The organism is Ruania alba, assembly GCF_900105765.1.
GTDB classification, from domain to species: Bacteria; Actinomycetota; Actinomycetes; order Actinomycetales; family Beutenbergiaceae; genus Ruania; species Ruania alba.
The window spans coordinates 1,003,544-1,020,741 of the sequence record NZ_FNTX01000002.1 but is presented as its reverse complement, the minus strand read 5'-3'; the positions used below and the strand labels follow the sequence as shown (position 1 = coordinate 1,020,741).

Here is a 17,198-nt window from a genome sequence, read left to right as displayed (position 1 = left end):
GTGGACCGTCTGACGTGGTGCTTATCCGGCGAGCCCGAGGGCCCCGATGGCCCCTCCGATCAGCACCACCACGAGACCGAAGTACTGCATCGGGATGAAGAACAGGGTGTGGTGCCCGCGCAGCTTGCGCACCACCTGCGCGTGCTCCTTCTCGAGCATCTCAGCGCCGAGCTGCTCCGCCTCCTCGCGAGTGGCCGGCTGGTACCCGGGCACCGGCTGGAACCGACCGGCCGCGATCGTCTGCGCCACCTCCGCGCGCCGCGACTCGATGTACTTGTCGGCGCGGCGGCGGGCATCCCAGTCCTGGAACCACCGTCCGGCGAAGAACAGGATCAGACCGGCGACCGCGAGTCCGAGACCGATCGGCAGGGGTTCACGCTCCTCGCCGATGACGAGGCGGAACAGGCCACCCAGGCCCACGCCGACAACAAGAACGAAGAGAAGGCCGAGAATCCCCCAGCCACGCCAGATCACCATGACGATGATCATATGGGCGCGCGGCCCTCGAGAGTCACCGCGGGAATGGGCAGCACTGCCCATCGTCCCGAGGGGCGGGACCTGCTCGACAGGTCCCCGCTCAGCGCGGTTAGGTGCAGGTATGGCTGAACCTGTCCTACTCGCCGTCGACTGGGGAACGACGTCGGTGCGGGCGAGCGCCGTGGGCGCCGACGGCACGGTCCTGGATTCCGCCTCGGCCTCCGAAGGCATCCTCACCGTCGGCACGGAACCGGCGGCGTACGCCCAGACCCTGACCCGGCTCGCGGGCTCGTGGGCCGAATCCCGCCCAGCCGTCATCGCATGCGGCATGGTGGGCAGTGCGAAGGGCTGGCACGAGGTCCCGTACCTCCCGGCGCCGGTGCCGCTGACCGCCGGCGAGGTGCCGCTGACGCAGGTGGCCGGCCCGTGGGGGCCGGTACACCTGGTCCCGGGGGTGAGCACCGACGGCGGTGTGATGCGTGGGGAGGAGACGCAACTGCTGGGCCTTGCCCTCGCCGGGCACGCCACGGGCCCGGCCGTACTGCCTGGCACCCACACGAAGTGGGCGCTACTGGCCGACGGCGCGCTCACGGACTTCCACACGGCGATGACCGGTGAGCTGTTCGCGCTGCTCAGCACGCACGGCACCATCGCGCAGGTGGTCGGTGACGTCGCGCCGAGCGAGGCGGACTGGTCGGCCTTCGAAGCCGGGGTGCAGCGCGGGCTGGCCGGCGCCGGCCTCGGTGCGGCCGCCTTGGTGTTCGGGGTCCGTGCCCGGGCGCTGCTGGAGAAGATGCCCCCGGAGCAGGCGCGCGAGGAGCTCTCCGGGATTCTCATCGGGGCCGAGATCGCCGGTGCGTGCCATTGGCTCGGCCACACCCCAGCACGCCTGCCGGTGGTGGCCTCCGCTGCGCTGGCTGAGCGGTACCGGCGCGCCCTCGCCGCCGCGGGGATCGTGGCCGACATCGCCGACGGCGGTGTCACTACCCGCGGCCTCATCCATCTCGCCCGCACGGCCGGGCTAGGCGAAGGAGTAACCTGATGACTGGACTGATCGCCATCCTGCGCGGACTCGAGCCGGCTGACGCGGCCGCCGTCGGGCAGGTGCTGTACGAGACCGGCTTCCGCACGCTCGAAGTGCCACTGAACTCACCCGAACCGTTGCGCAGCATCGAGATCCTGCGGGAGTCGCTCCCCACCGACGCCCAGGTGGGCGCCGGGACCGTGCTCACGACGGCGCAGGTCGCCGAGGTGCGCACGGCCGGTGGACAGTTGGTCGTCTCCCCGAACACCGACATCGCCGTCATCGAGGCCACAGTGGCGGCCGGTCTGGCCAGCTACCCGGGGGTAGCGACCGTGTCAGAAGCGTTCACCGCGATCGGGGCAGGCGCCCGGGCACTGAAGTTGTTCCCGGCTCAGCAGGTGGGCCTCGCGGGGATGAAGGCCTGGCTCGCCGTGCTGCCGCCGGTGGACCTGATCCCGGTGGGTGGTGTCGGCGCGGACCAGATGGCCGAGTGGGTTGCCGCGGGTGCCACCGGGTTCGGGATCGGCAACTCGCTGTTCGCCCCAGGCGTACGCCCGGAGGAGCTACGCACGCGGGCGGCGGCACTGACTCAGGCCTGGGATGCCGCCGCTCCCGGGGTGCGCACCGTCCGCATCGGCTGACCCGGCCCTCTCCCCGCATCAGGCGTACCGTGGAGATATGGCTGACACACTCGTCGGCCCGATGGCCGACCATACGAACATCCCCCCGCAGCGGAACACCCCGCGAAAGGCAGCGGCCGTCACCCGCGACTACCGGACACTGGCGCGGCGCGTCCGCGCCACCGGACTGTTCCAGCGACGGTACGGGTACTACTGGACCCGCCTGGTGCTGACCGTGGCCGCCTTCGCCGGCGTCTGGGTGGGCGTGGTGCTGCTGGGCGACACCTGGTGGCAGCTCGCGCTCGCGGTCACGATGGCGTTCATCCTCGCGCAGCTGGCGTTCCTCGGCCACGACAGCGCCCACCGCCAGATCTTCCGCTCGTGGTCCTGGAACGAATGGACCTCCCGCGTACTGGCCAACGGACTGGTCGGGCTGAGCAACGCGTGGTGGACGCTCAAGCACGACGCGCACCACAACGCACCGAACCAGGAGAGCCGGGATCCGGACATCGAGTCCCGGGTGATCGCGTTCACCCCGGCGGCCGCCTCCTCCCGACGGGGGTTCCGACGCTGGTTCGCCCGCCGACAGGGGTGGTTCTTCTTCCCGCTGCTCACTCTGGAGGGTCTGAACCTGCACGTCGCGAGCGTGCGGGCGGTGCTCGGGCGACGCCCCATACCGCGCCGCGCAGTGGAGGCGCCGATGGTGCTCGGCCGGCTCGTGCTCTACGTGGCGGCCTTGTTCCTGCTGATGCCGCCGACTCTCGCCGCGACCTTCCTCGCAGTCCAGCTGGCCGTGTTCGGTGTGCTGCTGGGCGGAGCGTTCGCCCCGAACCACAAGGGCATGCCGATCGTCCCCGCAGATAGCAGGATCGACTTCCTGCGGCGGCAGGTGCTGATGTCGCGCAATATCCGCGGCAACCCGGTCGTCGACGTGCTGATGGGCGGTCTGAACCGTCAGATCGAGCACCACCTGTTCCCGAGCATGCCGCGACCGGCGCTCCGCGAAGTCCAGCCCATCGTGCGCGAGCACTGCGACGACCTCGACATCACCTACACCGAGGTCGGTTTCTTCTCCTCCTACCGCATCGTGATCCGATATCTGAACGACGTCGAAGGCTCGACGCGCGAGCCCTTCGCCTGTCCGGTCGCCGCGAGCCTGGGCCGCTGAACCGCTCGCCCTATCGGGAGTCCGGCCCCGGGGCTTCCTCGGCCCCGGAGCCGTTCGCCAGCCCCGTCCTGGGCACGGGGACCGGCCAGCGTGCGAGCACCACGTTACGCGCGGTCCGGGCGGACTCAGAGCGGAACACCTCAGCCACCCCGCCTGCCGCGATCAGGGCGAGACCGCCGGCAAGTCCCGCGACGGTCACCCCTTCGGCACCAAAGAACGTCTCCGCCCCGGTCGAGGCGGCGTGCCTCGCCGCCATCGAGGTGATGGTGGCCACGCTCCCCAGGCCGATCAGCAGCAGGGAGAGCGGGACGAACGTCAGGTGTGTGTGCCGGAGCAGCACCTGCTCGGGCGGGCGGGCCGCCTCGGGGTCGCCGGCCGCGTTCCGCAGCGCGCGTCGCTCGTGGAGCCGGGCTGAGGAGGCGATGATCGCGCCCACCACCACCAGCACGACGGCTGCTACGCCGATCACCGCTTCGGCCACGAACGCGTTGCGCAGGATCACCTCGACGGGTTCGGAGTAGGTGCGCGCGTCCGCCAGCCGGCTCGGCTTCCGGATCCTCAGCGTGAGCGGCAAGATCGTGAGGAGGATGCCGACGAGCACGCCACCGATGCCGGACATCCGCTGACCGATCACGATCGCGTGATTGCGGTCCGGCACCAGGGAGGTGCCCGTTCTCGGCGCCACGGCCGCCGCCTCGGCTCGTTCGACGATCTGCTCGTATCGCTCCTCCGGCCAGGAGCGACGCACCATCGCCGCGACGCGTTCGATCCCGGGCCGCACGACCGACCGGATCCACCGGATCGCGAGCAGCGCCAGTCCTGCCATCACCAGGGACACGATCAACCCGTAGACGGCGTAGATGGTGAAGTCCACGACGATGAAGCCGAGCATGATCGGTGCGAGCACGGCCCCCATCGCCACCAGCAGGTAGCACACCTGTTCCAGCCGGTGGCCGGCCTTCGACTCCTCGTGCAGCACCGTCCACTGTGACGGTGCCGGCACCACGTACGGATCGAGCCCCTGCTCGCTCACCCGGGCCAATGCCCGGACCGTGCCGTGCGGGACCGCGACATGGGTGAACAGATGCAGCACGACGGCGAGCAGTCCTCCGGCACCGCAACCGGCGAGCACGGCCAGCAGCCACGTGTTGAGGTCGTTCTGCAGACCCGGCCCGACGAAGTCCGCCTCCTCCGCCGCGATACCCACGAGGATCGCCAGGGCGGCCAGCACGCCGCAAGCCACGGCGATTGCGCCCGCACCGCGCTGGAAGGCGGAGGCAGCCCGCGCAAGCGGACTCACCTGATACTCATGCCAGACCGGTTCCGCCGGCCGGTTCGCTGCCATGTCGCCCCGGGCTCCTTCGACGCGCCGCGTGTGTCCTGCCATCCGCTGTACCAGGGTAGGAGAAGGCGCAAACGCCGGTTGCGTCGGCGACGGGAGAGTCAGCCGAGGCGTTCCCGCAACCACTCCAGGTCCGTCGCGTGCTCGGGAGCGCCGCCCGGGGTCTCCACCACCACGGGCGCACCAGCGGAGCGGACCAGCTCAACGAGCTCATCACCGGGGAGCGAGCCGTGGCCGAGGTTGGCGTGGCGGTCCGCCCCCGAGTCGAAGGCGTCCCGGCTGTCGTTGGCGTGCACCAGGTCGATCCGCCCGGTGACGGCCATGACCCGGTCCACGAGTCCGGCGAGCTCCTCACCGCCAGCGTAGGCGTGGCAGGTGTCCAGGCAGAAGCCCACCTGATCACCGCCGTCGGCCTCCATCACCGAAGCCCACAGGCGTTCCAGTTTCTCCACCCCGCGAGCCATCGCCTTGTTGCCGCCGGCGGTGTTCTCGATGAAGATCGGCACCTCGGCGTCCAACTGGTCGATGCACTTGCGCCAATTGTCGAAGCCGACCGCCTCGTCATCGGAGGCGAGCACGTGCCCGCCGTGCACCACCACCCCGATCGCACCGATCTCGGCGGCCAAACTCACCTGCTTCTGCAGCATCTTCCGGCTGGGGATCCGGATCCGGTTGTTCGTGGTGGCCACGTTGATCACGTACGGGGCGTGCACCACCAGGGTGATCCCGGCGTCCTCCGCGGCCTGCTTCAGCGCAGCTGGCCCGTCCGGGTACCCGACCGCGTGGCCCTTCCACGCCTGCGGGTCCCCGATGAAGATCTGCGCCAGCTGCGCGCCGCGCGCCTGCGCCTCTGCGATCGGGTCGGCCTGGTCCACGTGAGCTCCGAGTACTGCCATGGCCCGAGACTATCCGCCGCCACCGACCTCGCTCGAGCGGAATCACGCTACCGGCGCCGCTGGCACCGCCCGCACCAGTACAAGGTGCGCCCGGCCAAGGGCGCCGCACGGATCCGGGACCCGCACACCAGGCACGGTTCGCCGGTGCGCTTGTAGGTGAAGAACCGGCGCTCGAACCGGTCCCCCAGGCCCTGTCCGGTGAGGGTGGCGGTGTAGGCGGCGGCCGCGCCCGAGGCGACCTCCGCCGTCGCCTGCTCCACCTGATCGTCCATGGTGAGGATCTGGTTGAACGCGACCCCGAGTGGCAGCAGCATGGCCAGGTCCTCCCAGATGGCCCGCCAGGTGGCCGGGCGAATCTCGTTGCCAGGCCGCATCGGGTCCACCCGACGGCGAAACAGCACCTCGCACCGGTAGACGTTGCCGACGCCGGCGATCACCTTCTGGTCCATCAGTAGCTCGGCCACGGGCTTGCTGCTGCGCTGCAGCCGCTGCCAGCCCAGGTCCGGGTCGGCGTCAGGGCGCAACGGGTCCGGCCCCAGCGGAGCCATGATGGCCTCAACCTCCTCCGGCGTGCGCACCGCGCAGGTCATCGGGCCACGCAGGTCAGCCACATGCCCATCCCCGCGCAACCGCAGACGAACCGCACCGGTCACGGGAACATCCGCTGCGCCGTCGGGAATCGGCAGCACCGGAAAGAGGCCGATCAGGCCGAGATGCACGTGCAACCACACATCCCCGGCGAACTCGGAGAACAGATGCTTGCCATAGCCCTGGGAGCCGAACAGCTCCCGCCCGTCCAGCAGCGCCGCCCCGCCGGCAAACCTGCCCTGCGGGCTGGACGCCTGCACCGGGCGTCCGGCAAAGGCGCGATCGAGCCGGTGGGCGAGGGAGTGGATGGTGTGGCCTTCGGGCATGATCGGCACGCTAGCGTTTCCTGAGCACCCCGCACGCACTCCGGAGGAACCATGTCCACGCCCGGCCACAGCCGTGATGTCAGCCTGAACGTCTCCCGCAGCACCGGCATCACGGTGTTCCAGACCACGCCGGCGCGCCTGGTGTGGACGGCGGACGACCAGATCCAGGTGATCGACACCTCACCCATGGGTGACCAGCAACTCGTGTTCAGCGCCCGGCCGCCGGAGATCACCAAGGCCAGCTACGTGGCTGGTCCTTCGGTTGCGGAACAGAGCTATCTCACCCTGCGCACCGGCACGTCCAAGGTGAAGGTCGACCTCGGCCGCGCGCGGCCGACCCCGCACCAGGGAGAATCGGTGGAGCAGTACAACCAGCGGGTCGCTCAGGTGGGCATCCCGCCGCGCCGGTGGTGGATCGATCGGCTCGCGACCTACGGGGTCCCGGCGAAGTTCTGGAGCTTCGGGAAGATCTTCGTGCTCACCTTCCTCATCGCGATAGGTACGATCGCGGCGATCGTATTGGCCATTGCCCTGATCTCCACCTTCTGAGCACGGCGAAGCCCGCGGGTTCTCGGCTGCTGCCGAGTGCCACCTGGACGAATGGTGGCCCCCGCGGGCTTCCGGTGACTGCCGTGGTCTCGCTAGTGCGCGCGCACTGACGAGACGGCGGTCCGTCCGTGTCAGTAACGGGCGACTAGCGGACAGTCACCTCACGCGTCCAAAAAGAAATCACTTCTCGGATCACCTCCTTTCCCGTGTGCGCACCACCGTAGATCCCGACGGCGGAGCGCGCCAGGGTTTTTCGACTGCGGCCATCCGTCGGTAGGTGCCATTCGTCGTCGCCGCACGCTTACCACCGCGACAACCGCTGACACCAACCCGCCCGGTACGTGCCATCGGCCGTCGGAACAACCAATCGTGAGCGACAACTGTCGGCACCTACTGCGGTCGGGGCGGGGCGTGGCAGGCTGAACCCATGCAGCTGCGAATCTTCACCGAACCCCAGCAGGGCGCGAGCTACGACGATCAGCTCGCCGTGGCGAAGGCCACCGAAGAGCTCGGTTTCGACGCCTTCTTCCGCTCCGACCACTTTCTCGCGATGGGCGGGGACGGACGTCCCGGCCCCACCGACTCCTGGGTGACCCTGGCCGGACTAGCGCGGGAGACGTCCCGGATCCGGCTCGGCACGCTGGTCTCCTCGGCCACCTTCCGCCACCCGGGCATGCTGGCGATCCAGGTGGCGCAGGTGGATGCGATGTCCGGTGGCCGGGTGGAGCTCGGGCTGGGCACCGGCTGGTTCGCCGCCGAGCACGCCGCCTACGGCATCCCGTTCCCGGACAAGCGGTTCGGCATGCTGGAGGAGCAGCTGGCCGTCGTCACCGGCCTGTGGAACACCCCGACCGGGGAGACGTTCTCGCACCACGGCCGGCACTACCAGCTCACCGACTCCCCTGCGCTGCCCAAGCCGGCACAGTCCCCGGTGCCGATCGTGATCGGCGGCCAGGGCAAGAAGCGCACCCCGGCGCTCGCGGCCAGGTACGCCAGCGACTTCAACCTCGGGTTCGCACCGCTGGACCAGATCGCGGCCGGCTTCGAGCGGGTGCGCGAGGCGTGCCGGGCGGTCGAACGCGATCCGGCGGAGATCACCTACTCGGCGGCACTGGTCGCCTGTGTGGGAACCGACGAGGCGGAGCTCGCGCGCCGCGCCGCCGCGATCGGCCGCGAGCCGGCGGAGCTGCGCGAGCACGGGGTGGCCGGCACCGTCGCCGAGGTGGTCGATCGACTGGCCTGGCTGGCCGAGCAGGGCGTGCAGCGCACGTACCTGCAGATCCTGGATCTCTCAGACCTGGATCACCTGGATCTGATCGCGCGTGAGGTGGCGCCGCAGCTCTGAGCGGGCCTGCCGTGTACCCGGGAGCCCGCACTCGCCGTGAAGCGAGTGCGGCCGATTTCGGCTATATCTCGCGATTTGAGCGAGATGGGCCGCACTCGCGGTCAGGGGTGGGGGTAGCGCTCAGCGTGGTGGTGCACGATGCGCCACCGGCCCTCGATCGGGGTGAGCACGTCGGTGACCCGGAAGGTCTCGTCCTCGCGATCGGGATAGTGGGCTCGCAGCACGAACCGGGCCACCGCGGCGTCGGCCCAGCGGTCCACCCGGATGTCCTCCGGGGCCACCCAGGCCGGTGCCGCACTGTCGGCCGCCTGGGCCCGGCCGGCGCGCTCGTCGCGCAGCGCGTCCAGCCCGCTCACGCCATCGATCAGGTCCGGGGCGTCGGACTCCCAGATGGTGATGTCCTCGGCGAGGTGGGCGTCGAAGGCCGCCCTGTCCCCCAGTGCCCGGTACAGCGACCCGATGGTCTCGGCGACCGCACCGTCGTGATCGGCTCGCGGTTCGGTCATGATTGCTCCTCGGTGAAGGTTCGGGTCAGTGCTGCCCGCAGCGGCCCCAGCCCCATCGGGCCCAGCCGCAGCGCGGCGGTGTGGAACTCGCGCAGGTCGAAAGCGGCGCCAGTGCGTGCCTGCACGCTCTGCCGGGTCTGCCGCCACAGCCGCGCCCCCACGGCGAACGCGAGCGCCTGACCGGGCCAGCCGAGGTAGCGGTCCACCTCGAACCCGGCGGTCACCGGGTCCACCTGCGCGACCTCGGTGAGCATCTGGGCGCCGAGCTCCGGCGTCCACTCCCGCGCTCCGTCCGGCAGCCCGGGGGCACCGACGGGAATCGGCAACTGCAGGTGCAGGCCGATGTCGATCACGATCCGGCAGGCGCGCCACAACCGGGCGAACACCATGCCGAGTTCCTCTCCCGGGGTGCGCAGCAGCCCGAGCTCGCCGGCGAGCTCCTCGGCGTAGTGCGCCCATCCCTCGGCGTAGCCGTGCACGTGACACAGCAGCCGCTGCCACGGGTGCAGGTCGTCCATGGCGTAGGTGACGGCGTGCTGCAGGTGGTGGCCGGGCACCCCCTCGTGGTGCACAGTGCTGACCTCGTGCCAGGTAGCGACGCTCTCGGTCCCCTCCGGCACCGTCCACCACACCCGCCCGGGGCGGGTCAGCTGCGCATCCGGCGGGGTGTAATACATGACCCCCGACGCCGCGGTGGTGAGCATCGCCTCCACCGGGCGGGTGCGGGCGGGCACGTCCACCAGCACCCCGTCGATCGCCGACATGGTCTCGTCGATGCGGCCCTGCAGCCAGCCCTGCAGCTCGTCCCCGACCGCGACTCGGCCGTCGGTGTCAGCATCGAGCGCCGCCACCGCTGCCGCCACGTCCGGGGTGCCGACGATCTCGGTGGCCAGGGCGCGGGCCCGCCCGCGCAGCTCGTCGATCAGCTCCCACCCGAAGTCGTACAGCTCATCGAGGTCCACACTCGCGCCGAGGAACGCCTGGCTGGTGCACGTGTAGGTGTCCCGCCCGACGGCGTCGGTCACCGGAGCGGCAGGCGCCAGCTCGGTCTCGAGGTACTGAGCGAACGACGCCGTGGCTTCCACGGCCCGCTCGGCGCCGCTGGCGAGCCGGGCCGCCGTGGCGCCCCCGCCCTCGTAGCCGGCGACCACACCCGGGTAGTACCCCTGGTCCACCCAGCGGCGGCACTGCTCGGCCACGGTGCGCACCTGCCGGACCGCCACGATGTTCCCCGAGGCGGCCTGGGCGGTGAGGGTCTCACGGAACTGGGCGTACGCCGTCGGGACGTGCTCGAGGTGCCGGGCCACGCGCTGCCAGTCGTCCTCGCTGGAGCGGGGCAGGTCGTCGAAGGCCTGCCGTACCTGGTGCACCGGGGTGGCCAGTGGGGCGAGGAGCCGGCGGGTGAAGCCCACCTCGTCCAGGGCGATGTCGCTGCGTAGGCGTTCGGTCAGGGCCGCGGCCAGCGGGTCGTCCGCCGTCTCGGGGGCTTCGGTGACCAGTGCGGTGAGCCGGCGCAACGCCTCCACGTCGGTGGCGTGCCGCCGGGCGAAGCCGTCCGGTGACAGGTCGGCGATCACCAGTTCCGGCGTCTGGCCGAGAGCGGCCGCGGCCTCGGGGTCGTCGGCGGCGCGGGCGCGCACGTAGTCGTCGGCGATGGCGCGCACCGCCTCGTGGCGCGTGTTCATCCGCGGGGTCCTTCCGGTTCGCCGAGTGCGGCGCGCACGGCGGGCACCACCTGGGAGCCGAGCAGGGCGATCCCTCCGGTGCCGGTGAGCCCGTGCGGCGTGCCGAACTCCACCCGGTCCGCACCGGCGTCGGCGAGGCGCAGCGTGTGCTCCACCAGTTGGGCCGGGGTGCCGGCGAAGGCGAACCGGTCCAGCAGGTCGTCGCTGAGCAGGGCGCCGGCATCGTCCGGGCGGTCCTCGGCGAGCAGGTCACGGAGCCGGGTGAGCAGCTCCTCCTCCACCTCCACGGTGGGGTCGAGGGCGGCCACCACGTCCACATACATGGCCACCTCGCGGCGGGCCAGTCCGCGTGCCACGTCGCCGTCGTCGTCCACCACGGTCACCGCACCGGCGCACACGTCCACCGCCCCGGCCCCACGACCGGCGGCCACCGACGACGCGTCCAACCAGGTCCGCATCTGCGCGACCATGTCCGGGTTGGCGCAGCCGCCGATCTTCACCTCATCGGCCAGCCGCCCGGCGAGTGCCGCTCCGCGCGGGCCCCAGACCCCGAGCAGCACGTCCACCTCGGGCCGGACCGGGGTGTAGTGCAGCCGGAACCCCGGCTCGATCGAGAAGGCCCGCCCGGTGTAGCCGCCGGCGTCCCCAGCGAGGAGTCGCCGGACGATCTCGATGGTGTCCTCCAGGTGCGCCAACGGCCGGTCCTGCCTCACGCACACCTGCTGCAGCCAGGACCCGCGCGCCAGGCCCAGGTAGGCGCGACCACCGCAAGCCTCGTCCAGGGCGGCGATCTGCCCGGCGATCTCCACCGGGTGCAGCAGGTACGGGTTCAGGCAGGACGGGCCCAGGCGCAGTCGCTCGGTCACGTCGGCGGCCACCATCAGCGGCGCCATCGGCGGCTGGAACCCCAGGTCGGAGTACACCGAGAGCCCGTCGAAGCCATGCGCCTCCACGGCGCGGGAGAGCCGGGCGTAGTCGGTGGCGTGCTTGTCCGACTGCAGCGCGATCGTCAACGAGACACTCATGTGAGCTCCTCCGTGGGGATGCTGGTACGGCCGGTGCGCTCGATCCGCATGATCAGCCGTTCGTCGGGATCCGGGCAGGCCACCTCGTTGTCGGTGGCGAGCCAGTCGCCGGGATCCACCGCACGCTGTGCGGCCGGCAGCAGCGGCAGCACCGCGGAGAGGGCGTACAGGCAGAAGTGCTTGCCCTCCGGGATGCTGATCCGGCTCGAGCAGGTCACGTCCAGGTGGTCCCCGGGCGCCATCCCGCAGACCGAGCGGCCCTCGATCCGGTCCACCACCACCCGCAGGTCGTGCAGCTCGGTGCGGCGTTCGTCCATCACAGGCTCCCGGTCAGTGCGTGCAACATCCCTCGATCGTCGCGCACCGCACGCCCCGCCTGCACCACGGCATGCATCGACCGCAGTGCGGAGATGTCGGCGAGCGGGTCGGAATCGAGCACCAGCAGGTCGGCCGCGGCGCCGGGCACGAGTGCTCCGATCTCCCCGGCGCGGCCCAACCAGTTCGCGCCGGCGCTGGTGGCGGAGACCATCGCCGCCTGCGGGCTCATCCCCGCCTCCACCATGAACTCGATCTCCCGGACCGTGGCGGTGGTCCCGTCGAAGGGCGCCTGGGGCGGCATGTCGGAGCCCATGATGATCTCCACCCCGGCGGCGATGGCGTGCTGCAGGCTCTCCCAGTGCCGCGGACCGGCCGCGAGCGCCCGGTTCATCATCCACTCGGGCACCTGGTTGGCGCGGAAGAACTCCTCGCACCGGCTCACCGTGATCGTCGGCACGTAGCTCACGCCCCGCGCGGCCATCAGATCGCACAGCTCGCGGGTGAGCTCGTACCCGTGCTCCACACAGTCCAGACCGAGCTCGACCGCGCGGGTGATCACCGGTGCCGGTCCGGCGTGCGCGGTCACCTTCCGGCCCCAGTCATGCGCGGTGCGCAGCACCGCGGCCATCTCCTCGTCGGTGAGCTGCGGGGTGTCGATGGACTCGTGCTCACCGGCGATCCCGCCGGAGATGCACACCTTGATCAGGTCCGCCCCGGCGCGCAGCTGGGCGCGGGTGGCGTGGGTGAACCCGTCGGCGCCGTCGGCCTCGAGCCCGTCGGAGTCGTGTCCGTGCCCGCCGGTGCAGCACAGCGCGTGCCCGGCGGTGAAGATCCGCGGTCCGTCCACGGCACCGTGGGTGATCGCGGTACGCAGCGCCATGTCGGTGTACCGGGTCTCCCCGACCAGGCGCACCGTGGTCACCCCGGCCTGCAGCACCTCGCGCGCGTTCCCGGCCATCCGCAGCACCAGTTCGGCGTCGCTGGAACCGTGCAGGGCATCCTGCATCGGGCCGGGCAGCCCGAGGCCGAGGTGCACGTGCATGTTCACCAGGCCGGGGATCACGACGGCGCCTGCCAGGTCCACGTGCGTCGCTGCGCTGGCGCCGTACTCACCCAGGCGCGCGAGCACCTCCGCGTGCGGACCGATGGCCTCGATCGTGCCGTCGGCGCCGATCACGATCGACTGATCGGCCTGAGTGGCCGCCGCCGACCCGTCCCAGACGGTGCAATGGGTCAGCACGATCGGCTCGCGGGCCTCGCTGGTGCTCATACGTCCTGCTTCTCCTTGGTCTCGATGTGCAGCCAGCACGCGGTGTGCCGGTCGCCGAGCCGCACCACCGGTGGCTCCTCGGCGCAGATGTCCATGGCCGATGCGCAGCGGGGGCGGAACCGGCACCCGGTAGGTACGTGTGCGGCGTCCGGGACCTCCCCGGCCAGGGTCTCCGGGAGGGAGGCCTGCGCGCTGATCCGCGGGATGGCGTCGATCAGGGCGTGCGTATAGGGGTGCGCGGGGTCCCCCCAGACGGCGTCGGTGGCGCCGTCCTCGACGATCCGGCCCAGGTACATCACTGCGGTCCGGTCGGCGATCTGGCGGACGAGCGCCAGATCGTGGGAGATAAACAGCATGCCCACGTCCAGGTCCCGCACCAGGGACGTGAGCAGGGTGACGATCTGCGCCTGCGCGGAGGCGTCCAGCGCAGTCACCGGTTCGTCGGCGATCAGGATCTCGGGCCGCGGCGCCAGTGCCCGGGCGATCGCCACGCGCTGGCGCTGACCACCGGAGAACTGGTGCGGGTACCGGGTGGCCGCCTCGGCGCCCAGGCCCACCCGCTCCAGCAGGTCGGCCACATCGGCCTCAGGGTCGGTCACGTCGGGCGGGACGCCGTCGCGGATCTGGGAGCCGATGGTGCGCCGCGGGTTCAGCGAGGAGTACGGGTTCTGGAACACCATCTGCACCCGCACGTCCGAACGCACCCGCCAGCCCACCGGCTGCACCTCGCGGCCGTCCAAGCGCACCGACCCACCGGACACCCGCTCCAGCCCGACGACGGCACGAGCGAAGGAGGACTTCCCGCACCCGGACTCCCCGACCAGACCGACAACCTCACCGCGGGCGACGCTCAGGCTCACTCCGTCCACGGCGTGCACGGTGCCACGGCCACGGCTGCGGAAGGTGACCTCCAGGTCGGTGACCTCGAGGGCAGCTTGCGCCTGCGCGCTCATGCTGTACCCCTTTCGCATGACCACTGCGGTGCCTCACTCCGGCACACCTCGTCCCTCGCCGTACCTCCGCGGGAGCTCCTCGCGCTCATGCACGTACCTCCGTCAGATCGGGGCGGACCACACAGGCGAGCTCATGGCCGGGCGGACCGGCTGCACTCAAGGTGGGGACCGCCGTCGTGCACTCCTCGATCGCGTGCGTACACCGCGGTGCGAACGGGCAGCCGGGCGGCGCCGTGGCCGGGGTGACCGGGCTGCCCGGGATCGACTGCAACGGCTGGCGAGCCCCTTGGCCCCAGCTCTCATCGGCGTGCGGGCGCGCGCGCAACAGCGCAGCGGTGTACGGGTGGCGCGGCCGAGTCACCAGCTCCGGCGTGGCGGCGGTCTCCATCACGCGGCCGGCGTAGAAGACGTACGAGCGGGCAGTGAGGGAGGCGAGCACCCCGAGATCGTGGGTGACGAACAGCACCGACAAGCCCGTCTCGGTGCGCAGCTCATCGAGCAGCCGCAGGATGCCGGCCTGCACGGTCACGTCCAAGGCAGTGGTGGGCTCATCGGCGATGAGCAGGCGCGGGTGGCAGGCCAGGGCGCTGGCGATCGCGACCCGTTGCCGCATCCCGCCGGAGAACTGGTGCGGGTAGGCCCGCAGGGCGCGGTCCGGGTCGGGGATGCGCACCCGGTCCAGCAGCTCGACGGCGCGACGGCGGGCCGCGGACTTGTCCATGCCCAGGTGCACGCGCATGTGCTCGGTGAGCTGGCGGCCCACGCTCAGCATCGGGTGCAGGGAGGCGGTCGCGTCCTGGAAAACCATCGCGATCTCGGTGCCGCGTACCCGGTTCCACTCCGCGCCACGCAGGCCGAGCAGATCCACCGTGGAGGTGCCGCCCGGCCCGGGCACCCCGTGCAACCGGGCTGCGCCGCTGGTGCGCGCCCCGGGAGGAAGCAGACCGAGCAGTGCGGACGCCGTCATCGATTTCCCGGACCCGCTCTCGCCGGCGACCCCGACCACCTCCCCCTCGTCCACGCGCAGGGTGGCGTCGTGGATGACGGGCATGTCGCCGGGCAGGTGGACGCCGAGGTTCTCGACCTCGAGCAGCGCGGTCATGACAGTCCCTTCGCGTAGCGGGGGTCCAGTCGGTCGCGCAGTGCGTCACCGATCACGTTAAAGGCGAGCACCACGGTGAGGATCGCCAGGCCGGGGAACACACTCACCCACCAGATGGACAGGTCCTTGGACCCCGCCGCGATCATCGCGCCCCACTCCGGCGCCGGCGGGCGCGGGCCGAGGCCAAGGAAGGACAGGGCCGCCAGCATCAGCACGGCGTTGCCCAGCTCCAGGGTGGCCAGCACGACGGCGGGGCCCACGCTGTTCGGCAGGACGTCCTTGCGTAGCGCTCGCCAAGGCCCGACCCCGAGCAGCCGGGAGGCGGCCAGGAAGTCCGAAGAGCGGATGCTCAGCACGGCCGAGCGGATCACCCGGGCGTAGACCGGCCAGGAGACGATCACCAGCGCGATCACCGCGTTCTGCGTGCTCGGGCCGAAGGCGGCCGCCACGGCCATCGCGAGAATGATCTGCGGGAAGGCGAAGACCAGGTCGGTGACCCGCATGATCGCTTCGTCGAAGCCACGACCCAGGTAGCCGGCCAGCAGCCCGAGCAACCCGCCGATGGCGAGTGCGCAGGCCACGATGATCACGGCGAGCGGGAGGGAAAGCCGGGCGCCGTGCACCACCCGGGCGAAGACGTCCCGGCCGAGCTCGTCGGTACCGAACCAGTGCGCACCCGAGGGCGGCATGTACAGGTCGCCGGACTGGGCGATCGGGTCCTGCCCGGCGATCACCGGGGCGAGCAGCGCGGCCAGCACCCAGGCAGCCAGCAGCACCATTGCCAGCACCACAGACGGCTGGCGCCAGGTGGAGTGGACCTGGGAGAGGCGGAGCCGGCGCACCCAGCGGCGCCGGCCGAGCGCGCGGTCCACCCGGTCATCGGTGTGGGCCACAACGTCGTCGGTACGGGGTTCGATGCTCATGACAGCCGGATCCTCGGGTCGATCAGTCCGTACAGGAGGTCGACGATCAGGTTCACCACCGTGTACACCACGGCCACGAAGAGGCTGACGCCGAGGATGGCGGGCATGTCGAGGGCCGCGGCAGCGCGGTAGGCGTACTGCCCGACCCCGGGCCAGGAGAAGATCTGCTCCACCAGCACCGTGCCGGAGAGCAGCGCCGCGAACGCGAGCCCGCTCACCGTGATCACCGGCACCAGCCCGGCACGCAGCACGTGCGAGAGCAGCACCGTCCGGCCCGGAAGCCCCTTGGCTCGGGCGGCGCGGATGTAGTCCTGGTCGAGCACCTCGAGCATCGCCGAGCGGACGAAGCGCACGAGCGTGGCCACGGTCAGCACGGTCAGCACGAGTACCGGCAGCACGGCGTGCTGGACGGCGTCCCACGCCATGGCCGGTTCACCCGCCAGCAGGGCGTCCAGGCTCATCACCCCGGTGACCTGCTCCGGCGGCACCCAGTAGGTGCTCAGTCGGCCACCCGAGGGCGAGACGCCGAGGACGAAGAAGAAGACGTACAGCACCACCAGGGAGAGCCAGAACGGTGGGGTGGAGAGTCCCAGCAGGGTGCCCGCGCGCACCACCTGGTCACCGGCGCGGCCGTGCCGGACGGCCGCGTACAGGCCGACCGCCACGCCGATGAGCAGGGAGAGCAGCATCGCCGGGACGGCGATCTCCAGGGTGGCCGGCACGTAGGTCATCAGGTCGCCGAGGACCGGCCGGCCGGTCTGCTGGGAGACGCCGAGGTCCCCCGAGAGCACGTTCTGCAGATACAGCAAGTACTGCATGTGCAAGGGCTCATCCAGCCCCCAGCGCTCACGGTAGGCGGCCACGATCTCGGGGTCCTGCAGGGCCGCCTCGGAGAGCGTGGCGGTCATCGAGTCCCCCGGCACCAGCTGCACCAGCAGGAAGGTGACGGCGGTGACGCCGAGCAGCAGCACCGCGGTGATCACGAGCCGGCGGAGCAGGTACGCCCCGAGGGCGTACCCGCCGACTCGGAGCCGCCGGGCCGCGGAGCGGGAGACAGTGGACGTAGTGGCTGTGCTCATCG

The 17,198-nt window shown here is 71.2% G+C and carries 18 protein-coding genes; 5 read left to right on the top strand and 13 right to left on the bottom strand.

Annotation, left to right across the window (positions count from 1 at the left end; translation table 11 throughout):
* Positions 1 to 21 precede the first annotated feature (21 nt).
* On the bottom strand, positions 22 to 477 hold the full coding sequence (locus tag BLU77_RS22175; RefSeq protein WP_175477132.1) for a hypothetical protein: 456 nt from the start codon (positions 475 to 477) through the stop codon (positions 22 to 24).
* A gap of 121 nt (positions 478 to 598) precedes the next feature.
* Here BLU77_RS22175 and BLU77_RS22170 point away from each other — a divergent pair, with 121 nt between their 5' ends.
* The 3 genes from BLU77_RS22170 to BLU77_RS15135 are packed head-to-tail and all read left to right on the top strand — an operon-like array spanning position 599 to position 3,289.
* A complete protein-coding gene (locus tag BLU77_RS22170; RefSeq protein ID WP_175477131.1) occupies positions 599 to 1,519 on the top strand; it encodes a 2-dehydro-3-deoxygalactonokinase in 921 nt (306 codons plus the stop codon).
* A complete protein-coding gene (locus BLU77_RS15140) occupies positions 1,519 to 2,142 on the top strand; it encodes a 2-dehydro-3-deoxy-6-phosphogalactonate aldolase (protein WP_089773911.1) in 624 nt (207 codons plus the stop codon). Before BLU77_RS22170 ends, BLU77_RS15140 begins: the two co-directional genes overlap by 1 nt.
* A 37-nt stretch (positions 2,143 to 2,179) precedes the next feature.
* Positions 2,180 to 3,289: a fatty acid desaturase family protein gene (locus BLU77_RS15135; RefSeq protein ID WP_089773910.1), complete on the top strand. Its 1,110-nt coding sequence runs from the start codon at positions 2,180 to 2,182 to the stop codon at positions 3,287 to 3,289.
* A 10-nt stretch (positions 3,290 to 3,299) separates the two neighbouring features.
* Here the strand turns inward: BLU77_RS15135 and BLU77_RS15130 are convergent, their stop codons facing one another.
* The 3 genes from BLU77_RS15130 to BLU77_RS15120 form a co-directional block, all read right to left on the bottom strand.
* Complete coding sequence (locus BLU77_RS15130; RefSeq protein WP_089773909.1) at positions 3,300 to 4,634, bottom strand: hypothetical protein; 1,335 nt, start codon at positions 4,632 to 4,634, stop codon at positions 3,300 to 3,302.
* Between the two features lie 98 nt (positions 4,635 to 4,732).
* A complete protein-coding gene (locus tag BLU77_RS15125; RefSeq protein WP_089773908.1) occupies positions 4,733 to 5,527 on the bottom strand; it encodes a deoxyribonuclease IV in 795 nt (264 codons plus the stop codon).
* 47 nt (positions 5,528 to 5,574) lie between these two features.
* Positions 5,575 to 6,441 carry an Fpg/Nei family DNA glycosylase gene (locus BLU77_RS15120; RefSeq protein ID WP_089775856.1) on the bottom strand — a complete coding sequence of 289 codons (867 nt, stop codon included), beginning with the start codon at positions 6,439 to 6,441 and terminating at the stop codon, positions 5,575 to 5,577.
* Between the two features lie 51 nt (positions 6,442 to 6,492).
* Here BLU77_RS15120 and BLU77_RS15115 point away from each other — a divergent pair, with 51 nt between their 5' ends.
* Both BLU77_RS15115 and BLU77_RS15110 read left to right on the top strand, forming a co-directional pair.
* A complete protein-coding gene (locus tag BLU77_RS15115; RefSeq protein WP_089773907.1) occupies positions 6,493 to 6,990 on the top strand; it encodes a hypothetical protein in 498 nt (165 codons plus the stop codon).
* 427 nt (positions 6,991 to 7,417) lie between these two features.
* Positions 7,418 to 8,335 carry an LLM class F420-dependent oxidoreductase gene (locus BLU77_RS15110; RefSeq protein WP_089773906.1) on the top strand — a complete coding sequence of 306 codons (918 nt, stop codon included), beginning with the start codon at positions 7,418 to 7,420 and terminating at the stop codon, positions 8,333 to 8,335.
* A 101-nt stretch (positions 8,336 to 8,436) separates the two neighbouring features.
* Here the strand turns inward: BLU77_RS15110 and BLU77_RS15105 are convergent, their stop codons facing one another.
* The 9 genes from BLU77_RS15105 to BLU77_RS15065 form a co-directional block, all read right to left on the bottom strand.
* Entirely contained in the window at positions 8,437 to 8,841 is a 405-nt protein-coding gene (locus BLU77_RS15105; protein WP_089773905.1) for a nuclear transport factor 2 family protein, read from the bottom strand.
* Positions 8,838 to 10,526 carry a DUF885 domain-containing protein gene (locus BLU77_RS15100; RefSeq protein WP_089773904.1) on the bottom strand — a complete coding sequence of 563 codons (1,689 nt, stop codon included), beginning with the start codon at positions 10,524 to 10,526 and terminating at the stop codon, positions 8,838 to 8,840. Before BLU77_RS15100 ends, BLU77_RS15105 begins: the two co-directional genes overlap by 4 nt.
* A complete protein-coding gene (locus BLU77_RS15095; protein ID WP_089773903.1) occupies positions 10,523 to 11,551 on the bottom strand; it encodes an LLM class flavin-dependent oxidoreductase in 1,029 nt (342 codons plus the stop codon). Before BLU77_RS15095 ends, BLU77_RS15100 begins: the two co-directional genes overlap by 4 nt.
* Positions 11,548 to 11,868: a TIGR04076 family protein gene (locus BLU77_RS15090; protein WP_089773902.1), complete on the bottom strand. Its 321-nt coding sequence runs from the start codon at positions 11,866 to 11,868 to the stop codon at positions 11,548 to 11,550. The genes BLU77_RS15095 and BLU77_RS15090 overlap by 4 nt, the downstream gene beginning before the upstream one ends.
* Positions 11,868 to 13,139 (bottom strand): amidohydrolase family protein, encoded by a 1,272-nt coding sequence (locus BLU77_RS15085; protein WP_089773901.1) that lies wholly within the window; start codon positions 13,137 to 13,139, stop codon positions 11,868 to 11,870. Before BLU77_RS15085 ends, BLU77_RS15090 begins: the two co-directional genes overlap by 1 nt.
* Positions 13,136 to 14,092 carry an ABC transporter ATP-binding protein gene (locus tag BLU77_RS15080; protein ID WP_089775854.1) on the bottom strand — a complete coding sequence of 319 codons (957 nt, stop codon included), beginning with the start codon at positions 14,090 to 14,092 and terminating at the stop codon, positions 13,136 to 13,138. Before BLU77_RS15080 ends, BLU77_RS15085 begins: the two co-directional genes overlap by 4 nt.
* A gap of 85 nt (positions 14,093 to 14,177) precedes the next feature.
* Complete coding sequence (locus BLU77_RS15075; RefSeq protein WP_089773900.1) at positions 14,178 to 15,194, bottom strand: ABC transporter ATP-binding protein; 1,017 nt, start codon at positions 15,192 to 15,194, stop codon at positions 14,178 to 14,180.
* Positions 15,191 to 16,117, bottom strand: coding sequence for an ABC transporter permease (locus tag BLU77_RS15070; protein ID WP_089773899.1), 927 nt, complete (start codon positions 16,115 to 16,117; stop codon positions 15,191 to 15,193). The genes BLU77_RS15075 and BLU77_RS15070 overlap by 4 nt, the downstream gene beginning before the upstream one ends.
* Positions 16,114 to 17,196, bottom strand: coding sequence for an ABC transporter permease (locus BLU77_RS15065; protein ID WP_089773898.1), 1,083 nt, complete (start codon positions 17,194 to 17,196; stop codon positions 16,114 to 16,116). The genes BLU77_RS15070 and BLU77_RS15065 overlap by 4 nt, the downstream gene beginning before the upstream one ends.
* Positions 17,197 to 17,198: the final 2 nt, after the last annotated feature.